General features: G+C 43.2%; 13 protein-coding genes and 2 pseudogenes. 8 read left to right on the plus strand and 7 right to left on the minus strand.

Going from position 1 to position 16516, the window contains the following annotated elements; all coding sequences use genetic code 11:
• Nucleotides 1–218: pseudogene (locus tag UYK_RS0114860) on the minus strand (filamentous hemagglutinin); the annotation flags it as partial.
• A 466-nt stretch (nucleotides 219–684) separates the two neighbouring features.
• Here UYK_RS0114860 and UYK_RS0114865 point away from each other — a divergent pair.
• Nucleotides 685–1032 (plus strand): helix-turn-helix transcriptional regulator, encoded by a 348-nt coding sequence (locus UYK_RS0114865; protein WP_009454550.1) that lies wholly within the window; start codon nucleotides 685–687, stop codon nucleotides 1030–1032.
• Nucleotides 1033–1151: 119 nt separating this feature from the next.
• Here the strand turns inward: UYK_RS0114865 and UYK_RS0114870 are convergent, their stop codons facing one another.
• Complete coding sequence (locus UYK_RS0114870) at nucleotides 1152–1829, minus strand: polysaccharide deacetylase family protein (protein ID WP_009454552.1); 678 nt, start codon at nucleotides 1827–1829, stop codon at nucleotides 1152–1154.
• 241 nt (nucleotides 1830–2070) lie between these two features.
• Here UYK_RS0114870 and UYK_RS24285 point away from each other — a divergent pair.
• Nucleotides 2071–2907 (plus strand): annotated as a pseudogene (locus tag UYK_RS24285) (RnfABCDGE type electron transport complex subunit D).
• Between the two features lie 28 nt (nucleotides 2908–2935).
• Here UYK_RS24285 and UYK_RS0114880 read toward each other — a convergent pair.
• From UYK_RS0114880 to UYK_RS0114895, 4 genes are all read right to left on the minus strand, one after another.
• The gene (locus UYK_RS0114880) at nucleotides 2936–5323 is read right to left on the minus strand and encodes a hypothetical protein (protein WP_009454558.1); all 2388 of its coding nucleotides are present in this window, start codon (nucleotides 5321–5323) and stop codon (nucleotides 2936–2938) included.
• A gap of 316 nt (nucleotides 5324–5639) precedes the next feature.
• Complete coding sequence (locus tag UYK_RS0114885; protein ID WP_009454560.1) at nucleotides 5640–5879, minus strand: hypothetical protein; 240 nt, start codon at nucleotides 5877–5879, stop codon at nucleotides 5640–5642.
• Between the two features lie 215 nt (nucleotides 5880–6094).
• Nucleotides 6095–6937, minus strand: coding sequence for a carbohydrate ABC transporter permease (locus UYK_RS0114890; RefSeq protein ID WP_373278478.1), 843 nt, complete (start codon nucleotides 6935–6937; stop codon nucleotides 6095–6097).
• A gap of 296 nt (nucleotides 6938–7233) precedes the next feature.
• Nucleotides 7234–7650, minus strand: a complete 417-nt coding sequence (locus UYK_RS0114895; protein WP_009454564.1) for a KGK domain-containing protein — start codon at nucleotides 7648–7650, stop codon at nucleotides 7234–7236.
• A gap of 107 nt (nucleotides 7651–7757) precedes the next feature.
• Between UYK_RS0114895 and UYK_RS0114900 the strand changes: the two genes are divergently transcribed.
• Complete coding sequence (locus tag UYK_RS0114900) at nucleotides 7758–8675, plus strand: glutaminase (protein ID WP_009454567.1); 918 nt, start codon at nucleotides 7758–7760, stop codon at nucleotides 8673–8675.
• A gap of 227 nt (nucleotides 8676–8902) precedes the next feature.
• On the opposite strand, the gene UYK_RS0114905 is transcribed toward UYK_RS0114900, so the two are convergent.
• Nucleotides 8903–10093, minus strand: a complete 1191-nt coding sequence (locus tag UYK_RS0114905; protein ID WP_009454569.1) for a hypothetical protein — start codon at nucleotides 10091–10093, stop codon at nucleotides 8903–8905.
• Between the two features lie 135 nt (nucleotides 10094–10228).
• On the opposite strand from UYK_RS0114905, the gene UYK_RS26195 reads away from it, so the two are divergent.
• From UYK_RS26195 to cynS, 5 genes are all read left to right on the plus strand, one after another.
• Nucleotides 10229–10396 carry a hypothetical protein gene (locus UYK_RS26195; RefSeq protein ID WP_157221828.1) on the plus strand — a complete coding sequence of 56 codons (168 nt, stop codon included), beginning with the start codon at nucleotides 10229–10231 and terminating at the stop codon, nucleotides 10394–10396.
• Nucleotides 10397–10833: 437 nt separating this feature from the next.
• A complete protein-coding gene (gene psaA, locus UYK_RS0114910; protein ID WP_009454571.1) occupies nucleotides 10834–13092 on the plus strand; it encodes a photosystem I core protein PsaA in 2259 nt (752 codons plus the stop codon).
• Nucleotides 13093–13249: 157 nt separating this feature from the next.
• Nucleotides 13250–15475, plus strand: coding sequence for a photosystem I core protein PsaB (gene psaB, locus UYK_RS0114915; RefSeq protein WP_009454573.1), 2226 nt, complete (start codon nucleotides 13250–13252; stop codon nucleotides 15473–15475).
• Nucleotides 15476–15687: 212 nt separating this feature from the next.
• Complete coding sequence (locus UYK_RS0114920) at nucleotides 15688–15909, plus strand: hypothetical protein (RefSeq protein WP_009454575.1); 222 nt, start codon at nucleotides 15688–15690, stop codon at nucleotides 15907–15909.
• Between the two features lie 78 nt (nucleotides 15910–15987).
• Complete coding sequence (cynS, locus tag UYK_RS0114925) at nucleotides 15988–16428, plus strand: cyanase (protein ID WP_009454577.1); 441 nt, start codon at nucleotides 15988–15990, stop codon at nucleotides 16426–16428.
• The last annotated feature ends 88 nt before the right edge of the window (nucleotides 16429–16516 follow it).

The raw sequence follows: 16516 nt of genomic DNA on the forward strand, positions 1-16516 counted from the left end.
GCGTTGTAGCTACCATGACAAGAAATACCATTTTTGATCTTGGTGATATCTTGGATAGCTGTTTGGTCAGCTTGGTTAACTACTGTGTTACCAACACCGACAGCAGCACCATTTTGAGTTGCATTTTGTTGGCTGCTTTGCACATCAGCCAGAGCCGCACCAGGAGCAATCATCAAACCAGCAGCTAGTAAACCGAAAGCAAAAGACTTCTTCAACATTGTTTTAGACCTCATTTAGTTTTGTGTTGTTTGTGTGTTTTTGGCTAGAGGGTTTACACCTTTGACTCCTTGAGGAGTTGTTTTCGGTGTCTCTGTTGTGTTTTTGTTTTGTTAATGAGAGCTACAAAGTCCAATTTATTCATTCCGGATTAGTCTGAAAGATTTTTGGAAAAAACTTTGTTTTTGTTTTGTCTACCCTCAGATATAAGGAGATAAAGGCTAGGGAATAAGGGCTTTCCAAATTCCTAACGACCTAATTACCGAAGCAAGCTTTCGTCCTTGAACCTCTACCTCATCTCTTGTAAAAATTTTCTTGCAAGAGATTTAGGATGTTAGTACACTTCACACTTAATATTCTTAACCAAAATTCTTAGGTGTAGTCAAGAGCTGGGTTAAGTTTTTAAGGCGCTAATTTTTTTTTGATGCTACGATCTACGACTATAGGTAGATCAAAAGTGCTGTAGCTGTGAAACGGAAGGCAAAACCAAACATCGCTTTTCTGCGTGAAAAAGCAGGGCTAACTCAGCTGGAGTTATCGCGTCTTGTAGGCGTGACAGAAAGCACTATTCAAAATTGGGAAAGTGGCAGGACTGGAACAGAACAAATAGAAAGAATCATTAAGTTTTGCAAAGCACTGAATTGTCAAGTAGAAGACTTAATTGAGTATGTAAACATCCCACAGGAGCCAGCTACAAAACCTAGTTCCCTTAGCGATATACACAATATGTTGGGGACAGACGAACCTTCATCAACTTCCAGCCTTGACACACAAGCTGATACAACACTGCAAGAGTCAAGACTCAAGGGTCGATAGTCAAGGGTTTGTTAGTGGTTGGTTGTTGGTTGTTAGTGGGTAGGAATCAGTGAACAGTACCAGTCGCAGTTAACATTGAGAAATAGAATTTGATAACTGATAACTCAACCACACCCTCCTCATCTCTTCAGACTTTGCTGCCACAGTGTATCTATGGTTACAAAGTAAAAGCCTTGTTGGAGTAATTGGGGTATTAGTATGTTAGTTATTTCAGCTACATCTTCTCCACCACAAGCACCATCATGCAAAACGATAATAGAGCCATTATTTACGTGTTGTAGGACTCGCTGTACAACGGTGGTAACTCCCGGTCTTACCCAATCTTCTGGTACAACACTCCACATGACAGAACGATAATTCCACCGTTGTAATAGGTTTAGAGTTTGAGGTGTAAATAAACCATTAGGTGGTCTGACGTCACGTACTTGCTCTGGTTGCAGTTCGCAGGTATCATAAATTGCAGCTTGGGTTCTTTCTAGGCTGTCTTTGAGTTCGCTAGGGGAGAGCAAAGGAAAATTATGGTGATAGTAACCGTGCAGTCCAATCCAATGTCCACGATCGCACACTTGTTTCGCTAAGCTGGGTGAACGGTTGACACAAGCACCCAACCAAAAGAAATTTGCTGTAATTTGATAATGATCTAAAACTTTTAATAATCTCGGTGTATGTTGCGGATGGGGACCATCGTCAAACGATAAAGCGATCGCTTTAGAATTGCAGTCGCCTCCCCACAAACATGTGGGAAACGTTGGTTTGAGAATTGGGTGTAAAACCGGAAATAAAGGATAAAGCTGCATTATTATTAGACATGCTGTTAATTTCTATTTTACAAAAATTAATTTATCCAAAGATAATGATACGCGTATATTTGCCATATAAAGTATCATCTTCATTTCTCCCTTTTCTCCCTTCCCTTGTCCTTTGTTGTTGATCCCACCTATTTATGTAACAAATTCTGTAACAACGACACAGTTCCAGCCTTTACCCGTTTAGATTAGATTAGAACAAACTTAAGGGAAATCCCTTAATTAACGGGTAATGAAGTTCAAAATTATACGCGATATCCGCGATTATCAAATTCTTTTTCTCTCTTTGTTCCTAATATTAGGAATTGCTACAGTGGATTGCACTCATAATAGTCACCTGTCTATCAACACAATGGTTGTTGTCACAATTGTTGATAGTTGATTGTTGGTGGTTAGTGGGAAAGATTAACAATCAACAACCAACAACCAACAAAACATCAATCTTCGCAGTTCCTTAATTACTGCTTTGGGGCTTAGCTTATTGTTGCGGGCTGACCACTGGACGACAATGGTGTTTGCAGCAGTAATAGCGATCGCCAGTAAATTTGTCTTCAAAATTGGCGACAAACATTTCTTCAATCCTGCCAATTTTGGGATTATCTCTGCTTTAATACTTACCCCTGATGCTTGGGTTTCTCCGGGACAGTGGGGTGAGGACTGGTGGTATGGGCTGTTATTTGCTGGAACTGGTGGGATGATTCTCAAGCGAGTGGGACGTTGGGATACTACAGCTGCCTTTTTGGGGGCATATGCTGCTTTAGAAGCCGTGCGTAATTTTTATCTGGGTTGGACTTGGGATGTTTACTGGCATCGTTTGATGAGTGGATCTTTGCTGCTGTTTGCTTTGTTCATGGTGACTGATCCCCGGTCAATTCCCAATGCTCGCATCGCCCGTGTAGTTTGGGCAGTGTGCATCGCTGTGTTGACTTTTATTTTGCGGAATTATTTCTTTGTTTCCACTGCCGTTTTCTGGGCATTATTTGCTTTAGCCCCATTGACTGTGCTGCTAGATGTGATTTGGCAAGCATCTCGGTTTAGGTGGGAGTTTGGGGAGGTTGGGGATGGATAGGGTCTCCACTCCCACCCTTCCTTGCCTTCTAAATACCCAGTAGTTCATCTAGTTGCAAAGTTGGTAAATCTTCTGGAATTACAGTTCTAACAACAGTGGCTTTGTGGCTTTCTTGTTGGTTGGCTGTATCTACGGCGATCGCTTCTATACGAACTTCTAAACAACCCAAAGGAATATGGATTTGAGTAGTCACCTCTAATCCTGAGGTTGTGGGTAGTAAATTGGTAAGCAAACATGGACCGTCTAGTATCCGACGGGTTTGGCAATCTTCAACCCATAGCTTGATCGCAGTCTTAGGGTGTACACAATCCAACTCCACACGTACTCTTACAAATTTCCCACAGATGAGTTCGCCTTCAGGTACATACAGTTGTGGAGTCGGCAAGGGTTCAGTAATTGCCGATGCGATCGCCACAGGAATTTCTTCTTGCTGTGAGGAACTACCGAGTTCTTCTTGTCCATCAGTATCATCTACGACAATTTCTTGAGCTAACCAAGCTGGTTTGTTAAATTGTCGGATTTTTAATAGAGGAGGTGGGGGAGGAAGGGGAAGTGGGGAAGAAGGGGTGATGGGGTGATGGGGTGATGGGGGGAATGAGAATTCTTGTGTGGTTTCCTGTTCTTTTGTTGCTTCTAATTTTGTTTCTGATTCTAGAGTTTCAGTATCAACGGGGGACGCAGACTGTTGTTGTGATATTTCTTCGTGAGTGGGTAAAGAGGTATCGTAGTCTTCATACTCGACATCGATAGGTTCAGGCAAAGAGTAGCCATGACTGTGCATCCACTTCCTAATCAAAGGTGACATGTTGGAAGCTTCTACTGTTAACAATTCCGAACTGCGTTGAACAACTACTGCTACAGAGTCATTAAAAGAATCATCTGGATTTTGTTTATCATTTGTTATTAGTTGAGGTTGATCAGCTTCTGCCAGCAAAGGCGATTTTAATTTTTCTGGTAGAATGCTTGTGATATTTTCGCGATCGCCTGGTAAGCTTTTGATTCTTCTCAAAAATGGAAAAATACTGTTATTTCTGCCTTTGTGCTTGACAATGGCAAAAGAAATATTTTTGGGCAATGGCTGCAACTGTTTGGGAGTTGCACAAGCAAGGATAATAGCAGTAGTATCCGTAGTTGCCCTTTGCTCAAGATGAGTAACAGGATCTGCTTTTTCCAAAGATTCTATTGGTTTTGGGAGTTCGCAAACAGCAACAGGAGTTTGCTTTTGGGGAAGTTTGGGTAGTTGTGGCGAACGGAGATTAGTAGATTTATAAGAGTGTGTAACTAATGGTGGCAGAATATTTGTAGCAGACTGGGTAAATGAAGACTGAGCTATTTTTTGAGATTTAACAATATTAAAAAGTTCCAAATCCAGCTTGACAGATGGTTTTGGTGCTGGTTCTGGTTCACTGGCTGCTGGAGTATTAATTGCTAGTAATTGAGTAATATCGGCTGTGATTGTGAAAGATTGGCTAGCTAACAGCGTAGTTTCACCAGCAGGTGCAAGTTTACCATGCAAACTCATCTCACCCAAAATTAGTTTCGATTCGCACTCAACAGGAATTTCGATTGAAGAGTTGATTGCAAATGGCAGTAACTTTTCTGACAAGGGTTGGCGTGTTTGGGCTAATATTTCTAAGCTTTGAGGCGATCGCAATTCAAGGCGTAGTTCTCCAGCGACTAACTTTTGGAGAGTGGATGTTTCTGGAGACTGCACGCAGCCGTTAATACTGAGAATTTGCCCCCAACGGGCGATATAAATTTCTTGTTCTAAATTCAGTAACAGCGGTAGTTCTGGGATGTCTAGAGGTAAATCTTCTAAAACTTCATCTTCTGTAAACTTTTCACAAGCAGGTAAGGCTAACTCCACTAAATGTTGTAATATTTGCTCTGCTGTTTCGCCTTGTAGCCAAACTGGGCTGACAGGCTGATCAATAGTTGCATCTTCATCGTCAATTGTACTCGTTTGGGCGATTGTGGAGATTTCTTCGTATTCACTCTCCCCATCCCCAAATTTCCCCATCAACCCATCTGTTCCTTGGGGCAAAACTTGTAGTTGTAAACTACGTAGCCAGGGTTTACCGAAAATATCCGACATTAAATTGCCAGAACATTGTAACTCCCAAAAACCAGGCTTGAGATAAGTGAAAGGAATGACCGCCATTAAGCCTTCAGCATTAGTACGACGCGATCGCTTATAAACACGCCGCTTTTTTGGTCCTTCCAGAGTTGAATAGTGAATTACCCGCACTTCCACATCAATATTAGCAAGGTTGGAGCGAGCTACAACTCTATATCTACCTTCCGATATTTCTACCTTTGGCGATTCTAGGGTATGCCACGAGCGATCGCCCTGTTTCTGTATCAGAAATTGCCAGTGTTCCATTGTCACAGATGCCGAGAACGCAGAGCTACGCATGTAATCATAGCTTTAGTTTGTTTGCCAGTTTACACGATTATCAGGAGATATCCACATGTTCTGGTTGTGGGTGGAGAAAGTATTTTAGCTGTAGATGAGTGCCACAGCTTAATCGAGCTTTTGAAAAGCTTTGAGCGCCGGTAGCCCTGGCTCAAACTTTTTGTTGCGTCCTCTGTTGTGCGTAAGTCCAGTTTCATTTTTCACACTACAACAACTTGCAGGGGCGCAAAGCATTGCGCCCCTAACTAGTTATTTTGTTGAAACTTCCTATAAAAGCCGAAAATTGAAGTTTGAAATTTTAAAAATTTATAAATAACTAGTCTTCATGACGATGCTGCCATGCCACACCAAAAGCTGCCGCTGCTCCAGCAGCTAATCCAGTACCCATTCCTTCTATAGTTTTAGTAATCGGATCTTTAGTTAAACACTCACTAGTGACTGTACTTGCTTGCAAACAGGAATTGCTTTCTGCCCAGCTAGTGGTACCACCTAGAACTACACCAGCTAAACTACAGGAAACAACGAGCAGTAAAAGGCGCTTAGTTTTTCTATCCATAGATAGTTGTTAGAAATTAAATAAGTTGCAAAGATTCCTCACCTACTTTACACAACAGGCGGGTTGTCCAGCAAATTAAATCCGTAGGAAGTGAGTTGAATGATTACACTAGCAAATAGTGTTATTCCTTTAATCCAGCTATATTCCTTTAATTTCAAGTTCGCGCGCGGTGTGATTATGATACTCATCGCCTGAATACAACAGCGTTGATTAAATTATCTTCCCATCTCACTACCGCCAAAAATCCGCCTTTGCACCAACGTAATTATAATGATGACCATTGCTAGCAGAAAAGCGATCGCAGCTCCATACCCCATTTGTAAGTTACGAAATACAGCCTGATATATCAGTAAAACTACGGTCAAAGTAGCATTGTTGGGGCCACCATTACCATTGGAGAATATATAAGATTGATCAAAAAGCTGGAATGTCCCAATTATGCCCATCGCCACCACAAAGAAGGTAACAGGTTTGAGCATAGGAATTGTTACGTAAATAAACTTTTGCCAGTCATTAGCACCATCCAACTCCGCCGCTTCGTAGAGTGATTGGGGGATATCCTGCAACGCTGCCAAATAGATGACCATGTAAAAAGGTGCTGTTGACCAGATATTCATGATCATAATACCTTTGAGTGCTACAGCTGGATCACCTAACCAGTTATAGGTGGGTAGTCCCACAAAAGCAAAAAAATCATTGAGTAACCCATCAGTGTTGTAAATCCACATAAAGATTAGCGTCAACACAGCAGAAGAAGTAACTGTGGGTAAAAAGAAAAGGATACGCCACCAGTTTTTCCCACGAATGCCAGAATTGAGAGTCACAGCCAAGACTAACGCCAAAATAGTTTGTATTGGCACGACAATGGCAACGTATTCCACTGTATTCTTGAGAGCAATCCAAACTCGTTCATCTTCTACTAGGCGCGTAAAGTTCCGAAAACCGATGAACTCATACTTAATCCCACCAAGAAGTTGGACTTTGTGCAGCGATAGAAAAACTGCCCAAACAATTGGCAAGATGACAAAAGTAATTAAAACTAAAATAGCAGGCATCATAAATAGATACCCCGCTAAGTTTTCTGCTATATTCCCTCTGGTTTTGCGCCGCCGCTTTCTGGCTTGCAACACGAGAAAACCTCCACCAATCTCGCACCTAGTTAAATGTAGCGATCGCTGGTGCATGATTACCTATACTACTATCTTCAGTGTAGTACAGGCTAAAACTATATTCATATTTCCTTCTTCGTGTTCTTTGCGTCTTCGTGGTTCAATAATTATTTTTGAACCGCAAAGACGCGAAGATACGAAGGTAAATCAAAAGCGAATCTTAAAAAAGTTACAGATTGATGTAATTAATTTTCAGCGATGATTTTACAAATATCATCTAAAAGTGAGTCATATTCAATAAACTCTTCTGGATAAAATTCCAAGTAAATTTGATTGAGATTTGGGTTAAGAGATAATATGCATACTTCAATATTAAGTTTTCCTTTCTGCCATCCTTCACTACCAATTCTCAATATCTGGCAATTAATAGCATAATTAAATTGAATCTCGCTTAGCTTGATATGATGTTCACCTAAAGATATTAAGTTAAATAGCTCTAGCATGGAAACACCGGGTTCCAGACTATTAGACTCATATACACGTCGCTGTAATCTGTGTCTAATTAGTTTCTCTACTAATTCTTTTAGTCTACTTACTTTAAATGTATCTTTCCCTAAAAGTATAACGTCATCACAATCTAGAGGTATAATTTTATTGTTCATATCAGGTAAATAGACAAAGTTGATTTATGATGGATACCAACCACCATAATTTAAATACAACTTCTAAGATATTCTGCTAATTAGCTGACATCAATTTAGTTAAAGATTTGAGAAAACTAGAAACACTCACTACCAGCGAGTTACTAACTTGGATACAACAAGCCAAAGTCCAAGCATCTCAAGGACAAGTTGCTGAACGTATTCCCAGTTTGGCTGTAGCTAATTCCAGTTGGTTTGCTGTTCAAATTTGTTGTGCATCAGGAGAAACTGTTGCAGGCGATATGGCTTGTGTTTTTCCTTTGATGAGTGCTATTAAGCCGTTTTCACTGCTGTACCTGCTGGAAGATTTGGGAGTAGAAAAGGTTTTTAGCTGGGTTGGGGTTGAACCTTCCCTTGATGCTTTCAATTCTATAGAACAATTAATGGCGGATGGTGGATATCCTCGTAACCCAATGATCAATAGTGGAGCAATTACCATTGCTGATAAACTACCAGGAAACAACGCTAGCGATCGCACTCAAAAATTCTGTCAATGGCTGAATCAAATCGCAGGTTGTCAACTTAAGTTAGATGAAGTTACACTCGCTTCGGTACGTTCAGCAGGTTCTCAAACTAACCGAGACATTACCCACTATTTAGCCGAGGCTGGTTATGTAAATAATCCAGTAATCGCTCTTGACACCTACGAACAAATATGCTGTTTATCTGGGACAGTTACAGACTTAGCCTATCTGGGAAAAATTCTCGCTTTTGCAAGTGAATTAATTTCATCGAAACATAGTCAGATTGTCAATGCTTTGATGTTAACTTGTGGGCTGTACGAAGCTTCTTTTCAATATGCTGTACAGATTGGTTTGCCGATGAAATCAGGCATTAGTGGTACACTTCTAGCGATAGTGCCAGGTGAAGGTGCGATCGCTTGTTACAGTCCCCCATTAGATCATGTAGGTAATCCTGTGGGTGCGATCGCTTTTGTTGAGGTATTATCCCAGCATTTGCAGTTGAGTATTTTTGCAAATTCATAGACGTGCTTTTATCGAGTTTTGGGTCTAAGACCCCGTCCTAGTAGTCGCCATAGGGCATTGGGAGACTCTAAACGGACGTGGAGAGACTGTAAGACTACCTAGTAGCAAGTTTCTGTGAAGCGTCAAGGAATCCTCGCTCCTTTAGGACGAGGAGGTATGTCAACAGAGGTCATAGATCCCCGACTTTTTGAAAAGTCGGGGATCTGAACAACCACAACCTGTCAAAATCAATCGGGTGGACTAGTAGGTTCGACAATCGATGTTGCGGTGGGGATGGGTGTGGGTTCTATTTCAAGAACAGGTGGTTTTTCTTCCTTGGGCTGTATTTCTGGTGTTGGTTCGACAGTCGGTGTTGCGGTGGGGATGGGTGTGGGTTCTATTTCAAGAACAGGTGGTTTTTCTTCCTTGGGCTGTATTTCTGGTGTTGGTTCGACAATCGGTGTTGCGGTGGGGATGGGTGTGGGTTCAACAGTTGGTGGCTTAGTTGTGTAATTAGGATCTACAATTGAGCGAACTTGATCTGCTGATAGTTCTCCTCTAACTATTCTAGAAAGGGTGTCTTTCCCCTTGGGTTCATAGGTTATCAGCCGAACCGTACTGTTAAATTCATTTTTGACGGGACTGCCCTGGTTGTCGAGAAATTCCAGTTTTACCCAGTTTTTACCTGGTTTAAAACCTTTCAGGTAAATTGCTTGCCAGCGGTCAAGCACAAAGCTTTCACCATTAATTGTGCAGCGAATGCGCCAATCTGCAAATGGGTTATCAGGATTGTCTTTAGCTAGCAGATGTAACGGCGCATTGGTTAAATAAAAGTCCAGTAAAATCGGTTCTGCCCCATAGTTACCATCAGGACGGTTGTAGGTTAACAAGGGCAATGCTGGATCAGGCTTATTACTATCGCTCTTAGTGAAAACATGAAATGTTGTTTGGGCGTAAGCACCTTCATTCTTATAGCTTTCGTGCCAAGGACGAGAAGCAAAAACACGGAGAGTATGAGTACCTGGAGGTAAGTCAGATAAAACTAAGGGTTGATTTAGGTCATAAACTTCTATACCTGGTTGATTGTCCAGAATTACCTGGAGATGGGGGCCTAAGTTTAATTTCGAGTCTTTGTAAATAGGAAGATCCTTGACCTGAAAACGGACTGTGACTGTGTTATCTTGAAGGATTTCCTCGGACTTGGGGGAAAGTATTGATACTTGTGGTCTGTATAAGTCAGTAGTTTGCCGTAGTTCTTGGACGGTAATTGGTGGGGCAACTTCTGAGAATTGCTTTGTAGAAATTTCAGGGTTTTGCTGGAAGCTAGCAGATGGTTCTTGACTAACAGCTTTTTCACCACAACTCGTCAGACTTAATATCAGTACTAAAGCGATTAGCGACTTTAGGAGAGTTACAGCTGTCGTCCGTCGCGAGTTCATGTTTTTGACTTAACTCATTAACAACTGAAAGATTATTTTGGCTCAAAGTACCCACTCAAAAACATAACCAAAAGGTGAAATTCCTCGTCCCCTTGTGGGCGAGGAGTTTGGTAATTGGTAATTGGTAATTGGTAATTGGTAATTGGTAATTGGTTTTCCCATTACCGATTACCCATTACCCATTACCACGACGGGGCGACTTTTCTCTACACCCACGAGGCGTATCGCATCCCCGTCGCTTTGGTGAAATCTCCCTTACCTCTAGCAGAAAATCTGAATTTTAATTTACTGATGAAAGCATAAATTAATCTTATGTAATAAAAATAACTATTTTTCTTAATAGTAATTTAACCATATTTTAGTAGCCCATGTAACAGAAATACCTCGATCTGGCAATAAGGTTGTAACTAAAAGATAGAGTAGGTTACTTGAAATTGAACTATAAACTTTGCGAATTGTTTACCTTTGTAAAATATATGGAGAAACTATTGACTTTTTGACAAGTGCTTTGCACTCAAAAAGCAGATTATGCAGTTACTCCAAGGATTTTGAATTATTGTTAAAATGTCTCCAACAATGTGCGAGAGAAGACTTTATAATTCAACAGAAACCACTCTCCACACAAGGTCTTCATCGCAGCTCCAAAAATTAATGGAGAAAGCGACTAAGCTTTACCAAAGCCAGAGAAGACGTCCTGTGGTATCCATAATTCCTCAGTCCTTTTTAAGAGAGGAGGTCGAATGACAATAAGTCCTCCGGAGCGAGAGGAAAAAAAGGCAAGAGTGATAGTCGATAACGACCCGGTTCCTACTTCATTTGAGCGGTGGGCTAAGCCAGGACACTTCGACAGAACTCTAGCCAAAGGACCCAAAACCACTACGTGGATTTGGAACCTGCACGCACTCGCCCACGATTTTGATACACATACAAGCGATTTAGAAGACATTTCCCGCAAGATATTTGCAGCACACTTCGGTCACTTAGCCGTAGTGACTCTGTGGCTGAGCGGGATGATTTTCCACGGCGCTCGTTTTTCCAATTACGAAGCTTGGTTAAGCGACCCTCTCAACGTTAGACCTAGTGCTCAAGTCGTTTGGCCAATCGTTGGTCAAGATATTTTGAATGGGGATGTCGGTGGCGGCTTCCACGGTATTCAGATTACTTCTGGCTTGTTCCAAGTTTGGCGTGGTTGGGGGATCACCAACTCGTTCCAACTGTACTGCACTGCGATCGGTGGTCTAGTACTAGCAGGCTTACTCTTGTTTGCTGGTTGGTTCCACTACCACAAGCGTGCTCCCAAGTTGGAATGGTTCCAGAATGTTGAGTCCATGCTGAATCACCACTTGCAAGTACTGCTAGGTTGTGGTTCTTTGGGCTGGGCTGGTCACATCATCCACGTATCCGCGCCAACAAACAAGCTGTTAGATGCAGGAGTCGCTGTCAAGGATATCCCCTTGCCGCACGAGTTCATCTTGAACTCAGCGAATTTGATCAACCTTTATCCCAGCTTTGCCAAGGGTCTAGCACCATTTTTCACCCTGAACTGGGGTGTATATTCAGACTTCCTCACCTTCAAGGGAGGTCTTAACCCAGTTACAGGCGGCTTGTGGATGACAGACATTGCTCATCACCACTTGGCGATCGCGGTATTGTTCATCATTGCTGGTCACCAATACCGTACCAACTGGGGTATCGGTCACAGCATTAAAGAGATCCTCGAAAACCACAAAGGTCCCTTCACTGGTGATGGTCACAAGGGTCTCTATGAAAATATGACCACATCCTGGCACGCGCAGTTAGGCACTAACCTTGCCATGCTGGGTTCATTGACCATTATCGTGGCACACCACATGTACGCGATGCCTCCGTATCCGTACTTGGCAACAGACTACGCCACCCAACTGTGTATTTTCACTCATCACATGTGGATTGGCGGCTTCTTAATTGTTGGTGGTGCAGCCCACGCTGCCATCTTTATGGTGCGCGATTACGACCCAGTAGTGAACCAAAACAACGTTTTGGATCGCGTAATTCGCCACCGAGATGCAATCATCTCTCACCTGAACTGGGTATGTATCTTCCTCGGCTTCCATAGCTTTGGACTATACGTTCACAACGACACAATGCGTGCCTTGGGCCGTCCCCAAGACATGTTCTCTGACACAGCAATTCAGTTGCAGCCGGTGTTTGCTCAGTGGGTGCAAAACCTACACACCCTAGCTCCTGGTGCAACCGCACCTAATGCACTTGAACCTGTCAGCTATGCCTTCGGCGGTGGTATCCTCGCTGTAGGTGGCAAAGTGGCAATGATGCCGATCGCGTTGGGTACGGCGGACTTCATGATCCACCATATTCACGCATTCCAAATTCATGTCACCACCCTAATTCTTCTCAAAGGATTCCTGTTTGCTCGTAGTTCTCGTCTAATTCCAGACAAAGCAAACCTGGGCTTCCGCTTCCCCTGTGATGGTCCTGGTCGTGGCGGTACCTGCCAAGTATCTGGTTGGGATCACGTATTCCTGGGACTGTTCTGGATGTACAACACCATCTCGATCGCTATTTTCCACTTCAGCTGGAAGATGCAATCTGACGTCTGGGGAACAGTAGACGCAGCTGGTAACGTGTCTCATGTCACTGGTGGTAACTTTGCCCAGAGTGCCATCACCATTAATGGCTGGTTGCGTGATTTCTTATGGGCACAAGCTACACAAGTCATTAATTCCTATGGCAGCGCACTGTCAGCTTATGGATTGATGTTCTTGGGCGCACACTTCATTTGGGCATTCAGCCTAATGTTCCTGTTCAGTGGTCGTGGCTATTGGCAAGAACTGATTGAGTCCATTGTTTGGGCACATAATAAATTGAAGGTAGCACCTGCAATACAGCCCCGTGCTCTGAGTATTATTCAAGGTCGGGCTGTAGGTGTAGCTCACTACCTCTTAGGAGGAATTGCCACAACCTGGGCATTCTTCCACGCACACATCCTTTCAATAGGCTAGTAATCAGCCAGAGGAGTTAGTAGTTAGTAGTTAGGGTTTGTTGGTGGTTGATGGTTGGTTGCAACTAACAACTAACAACAGGCAGCTAACAACTAACAACTAACAACTAACAAAGCTGATACGTGATGGCTAAAAGTCAGAGGACTTATCGAAACCTATGGCAACAAAATTTCCAAAATTTAGCCAGGATCTCGCACAAGACCCGACTACACGTCGGATCTGGTATGCGATGGCTATGGGAAATGATTTTGAAAGCCATGATGGCATGACTGAAGAAAATCTTTACCAAAAGATTTTCGCTACTCACTTCGGTCACCTGGCAATCATTTTCCTGTGGGCTTCCAGCCTTCTCTTCCATGTAGCCTGGCAAGGTAACTTTGAACAGTGGATTAAAGATCCCCTTCATATCCGTCCTATTGCTCACGCGATTTGGGACCCTCACTTTGGTAAACCCGCAATAGAAGCTTTTACTCAAGGTGGTGCTAGCAACCCAGTAAATATTGCCTACTCTGGTGTTTACCACTGGTGGTACACCATCGGTATGCGGACAAATGGTGACCTTTACATGGGTTCTATTTTCCTCCTGGTGTTGTCATCCTTGTTCCTGTTTGCAGGTTGGCTGCACTTACAACCCAAATTCCGCCCAAGCCTGGCTTGGTTCAAGATGGCTGAGTCTCGTCTGAACCACCACTTGGCAGGTCTGTTTGGTGTAAGTTCACTGGCTTGGACTGGTCACTTAGTCCACGTTGCGATCCCTGAATCTCGCGGACAACATGTAGGCTGGGATAACTTCCTCAGCACCTTACCTCACCCAGCTGGCTTACAGCCCTTCTTTACTGGTAACTGGGGTGTTTACGCAGAAAACCCAGACACTGCCAGCCACGTATTTGGTACTTCCCAAGGTGCTGGTACTGCGATTCTCACATTCTTGGGTGGTTTCCATCCCCAGACTGAATCGCTGTGGTTGACTGATATGGCTCACCACCACCTAGCGATCGCAGTTCTGTTCATCGTTGCTGGTCACATGTACCGCACTAACTTTGGCATCGGTCACAGCATCAAAGAAATGATGGATGCCAAAACCTTCTTCGGTAAGCCCGTTGAAGGCCCCTTTAACATGCCTCACCAAGGCATTTATGAAACCTATAACAACTCTTTGCACTTCCAGTTGGGTTGGCACCTAGCTTGTTTGGGTGTAATCACCTCCCTGGTAGCGCAGCACATGTACTCCCTGCCTCCTTACGCATTTATTGCTAAGGACTACACAACTCAGGCAGCGTTGTACACTCACCACCAGTACATTGCTATATTCTTGATGCTCGGTGCTTTCGCTCACGGTGCCATCTTCTGGGTACGTGACTACGACCCCGAACAAAACAAGGGCAACGTACTTGAGCGCGTGCTGAAGCACAAAGAAGCGATCATCTCTCACCTAAGCTGGGTATCCCTATTCTTGGGCTTCCACACCTTGGGTCTGTATGTTCACAACGACGTAGTAGTTGCTTTTGGCACACCTGAAAAGCAAATTTTGATTGAGCCAGTGTTTGCTCAGTTCATCCAAGCTTCTCACGGTAAAGTGCTGTACGGACTCAACGTTCTGTTGTCCAACCCAGATAGCGTTGCTTACACAGCTTATCCCAACTACGGCAACGTTTGGTTGTCTGGTTGGCTGGATGCAATCAACTCTGGCACTAACTCCCTCTTCTTAACTATTGGCCCTGGTGACTTTTTAGTACACCATGCCTTCGCCCTAGCTATCCACACCACCACCTTGGTACTAGTTAAAGGTGCTTTGGATGCTCGTGGTTCTAAGCTGATGCCCGATAAAAAGGACTTCGGCTACGCCTTCCCTTGCGACGGTCCTGGTCGTGGCGGTACTTGCGACATCTCTGCTTGGGACGCCTTTTACCTCGCTACCTTCTGGGCATTGAACACAGTAGGTTGGGTAACTTTCTACTGGCACTGGAAGCATCTAGGTATTTGGCAAGGTAACGTTGCTCAGTTCAACGAATCTTCCACATACCTCATGGGCTGGTTCCGTGATTATCTCTGGGCTAACTCCGCTCAGTTGATCAACGGATACAACCCCTACGGCATGAACAACCTGTCTGTTTGGGCTTGGATGTTCCTCTTCGGACACCTAGTTTGGGCCACCGGCTTCATGTTCCTCATCTCCTGGAGAGGTTACTGGCAAGAGTTGATTGAAACTCTTGTTTGGGCACACGAGCGTACTCCAATTGCGAACCTGGTTCGCTGGAAAGACAAGCCCGTTGCTCTGTCTATTGTTCAAGCTCGTTTGGTTGGTTTAGTTCACTTCTCTGTGGGCTACGTCCTAACCTACGCAGCATTCCTCATTGCCTCGACGGCTGGTAAGTTCGGTTAACCCGGTTGCTAGTTTTGTAGGTAATTAAAAAATCCCCTACCTTTCGGCAGGGGATTTTTTGTGTAAGTATTTAGGGAAAATCTTTTTTGAAGTTCCCAATCAATTCTCAAGCTTTTGGGTTATTATTGTTGAATTTGTGATTCCACCCTACCCCAGTTAGTAGCTGGCGGTCTTGCCAAGGTGATCTAACCTCAAAAAATGAGGAATTCAATATGAAACATGCAACAAGTAAACGTAGTGTTGATTTTGTTGAGTTTCCCTACAATTCATCTCGCAATGTTAGTTGTCCAGAAGATATTGAGAACAATCGTAAAATTCTTTTTGGACACGCACCATTAACATCAGTTTTAAGCCTTCCTACAAACGAAAATGTCCGCGACTATCTTCTAGATGCAGAAGGAAAACAAAGACGTAGACCAACAAGTGTCCACTGAGCTATAGAAGATACCTTAAAAAGCGATCGCAAGATATAATCTTAGACCAGCAGTTGGCTTAGTACAAGGAGTCTGAAAGTGTCTATTCCCGAAATAACTCAAAAACTGTTGGCAGCGAAAAAAGATAAAGGACTAAGCTTTACAGATTTAGAAAAGATTTTGGGACGTGATGAAGTATGGATTGCGGCTGCAATCTATCGTCAAGCTAGTGCTTCTGAGGAAGAGGCAAAACAATTAGTTGAAGCATTAGGACTTGATGAAAGTTATGTGAAAGAATTAACAGAATATCCTGTTAAAGGATTAGGCCCTGTTGTACCAACAGATCCTCTGATTTACCGTTTTTACGAAATTATGCAAGTGTATGGAATGCCGATGAAAGCGGTGATTCACGAAAAGTTTGGCGATGGAATCATGAGCGCAATTGATTTTACTTTAGATATCGAAAAAGAAGAAGACCCCAAAGGCGATCGCGTTAAAGTTATCATGTCTGGTAAATTTCTTCCTTACAAAAAATGGTAGAGTTTTATTTCTACCCTATTTTCCTTTTAACCATCCTTGCGGGAAGTGCCCCAGTGCAGTGAAGTTGAAGCGTCAGAAACCTCGCACG

It is taken from the genome of Fischerella thermalis PCC 7521 (assembly GCF_000317225.1).
Lineage (GTDB): Bacteria > Cyanobacteriota > Cyanobacteriia > Cyanobacteriales > Nostocaceae > Fischerella > Fischerella thermalis.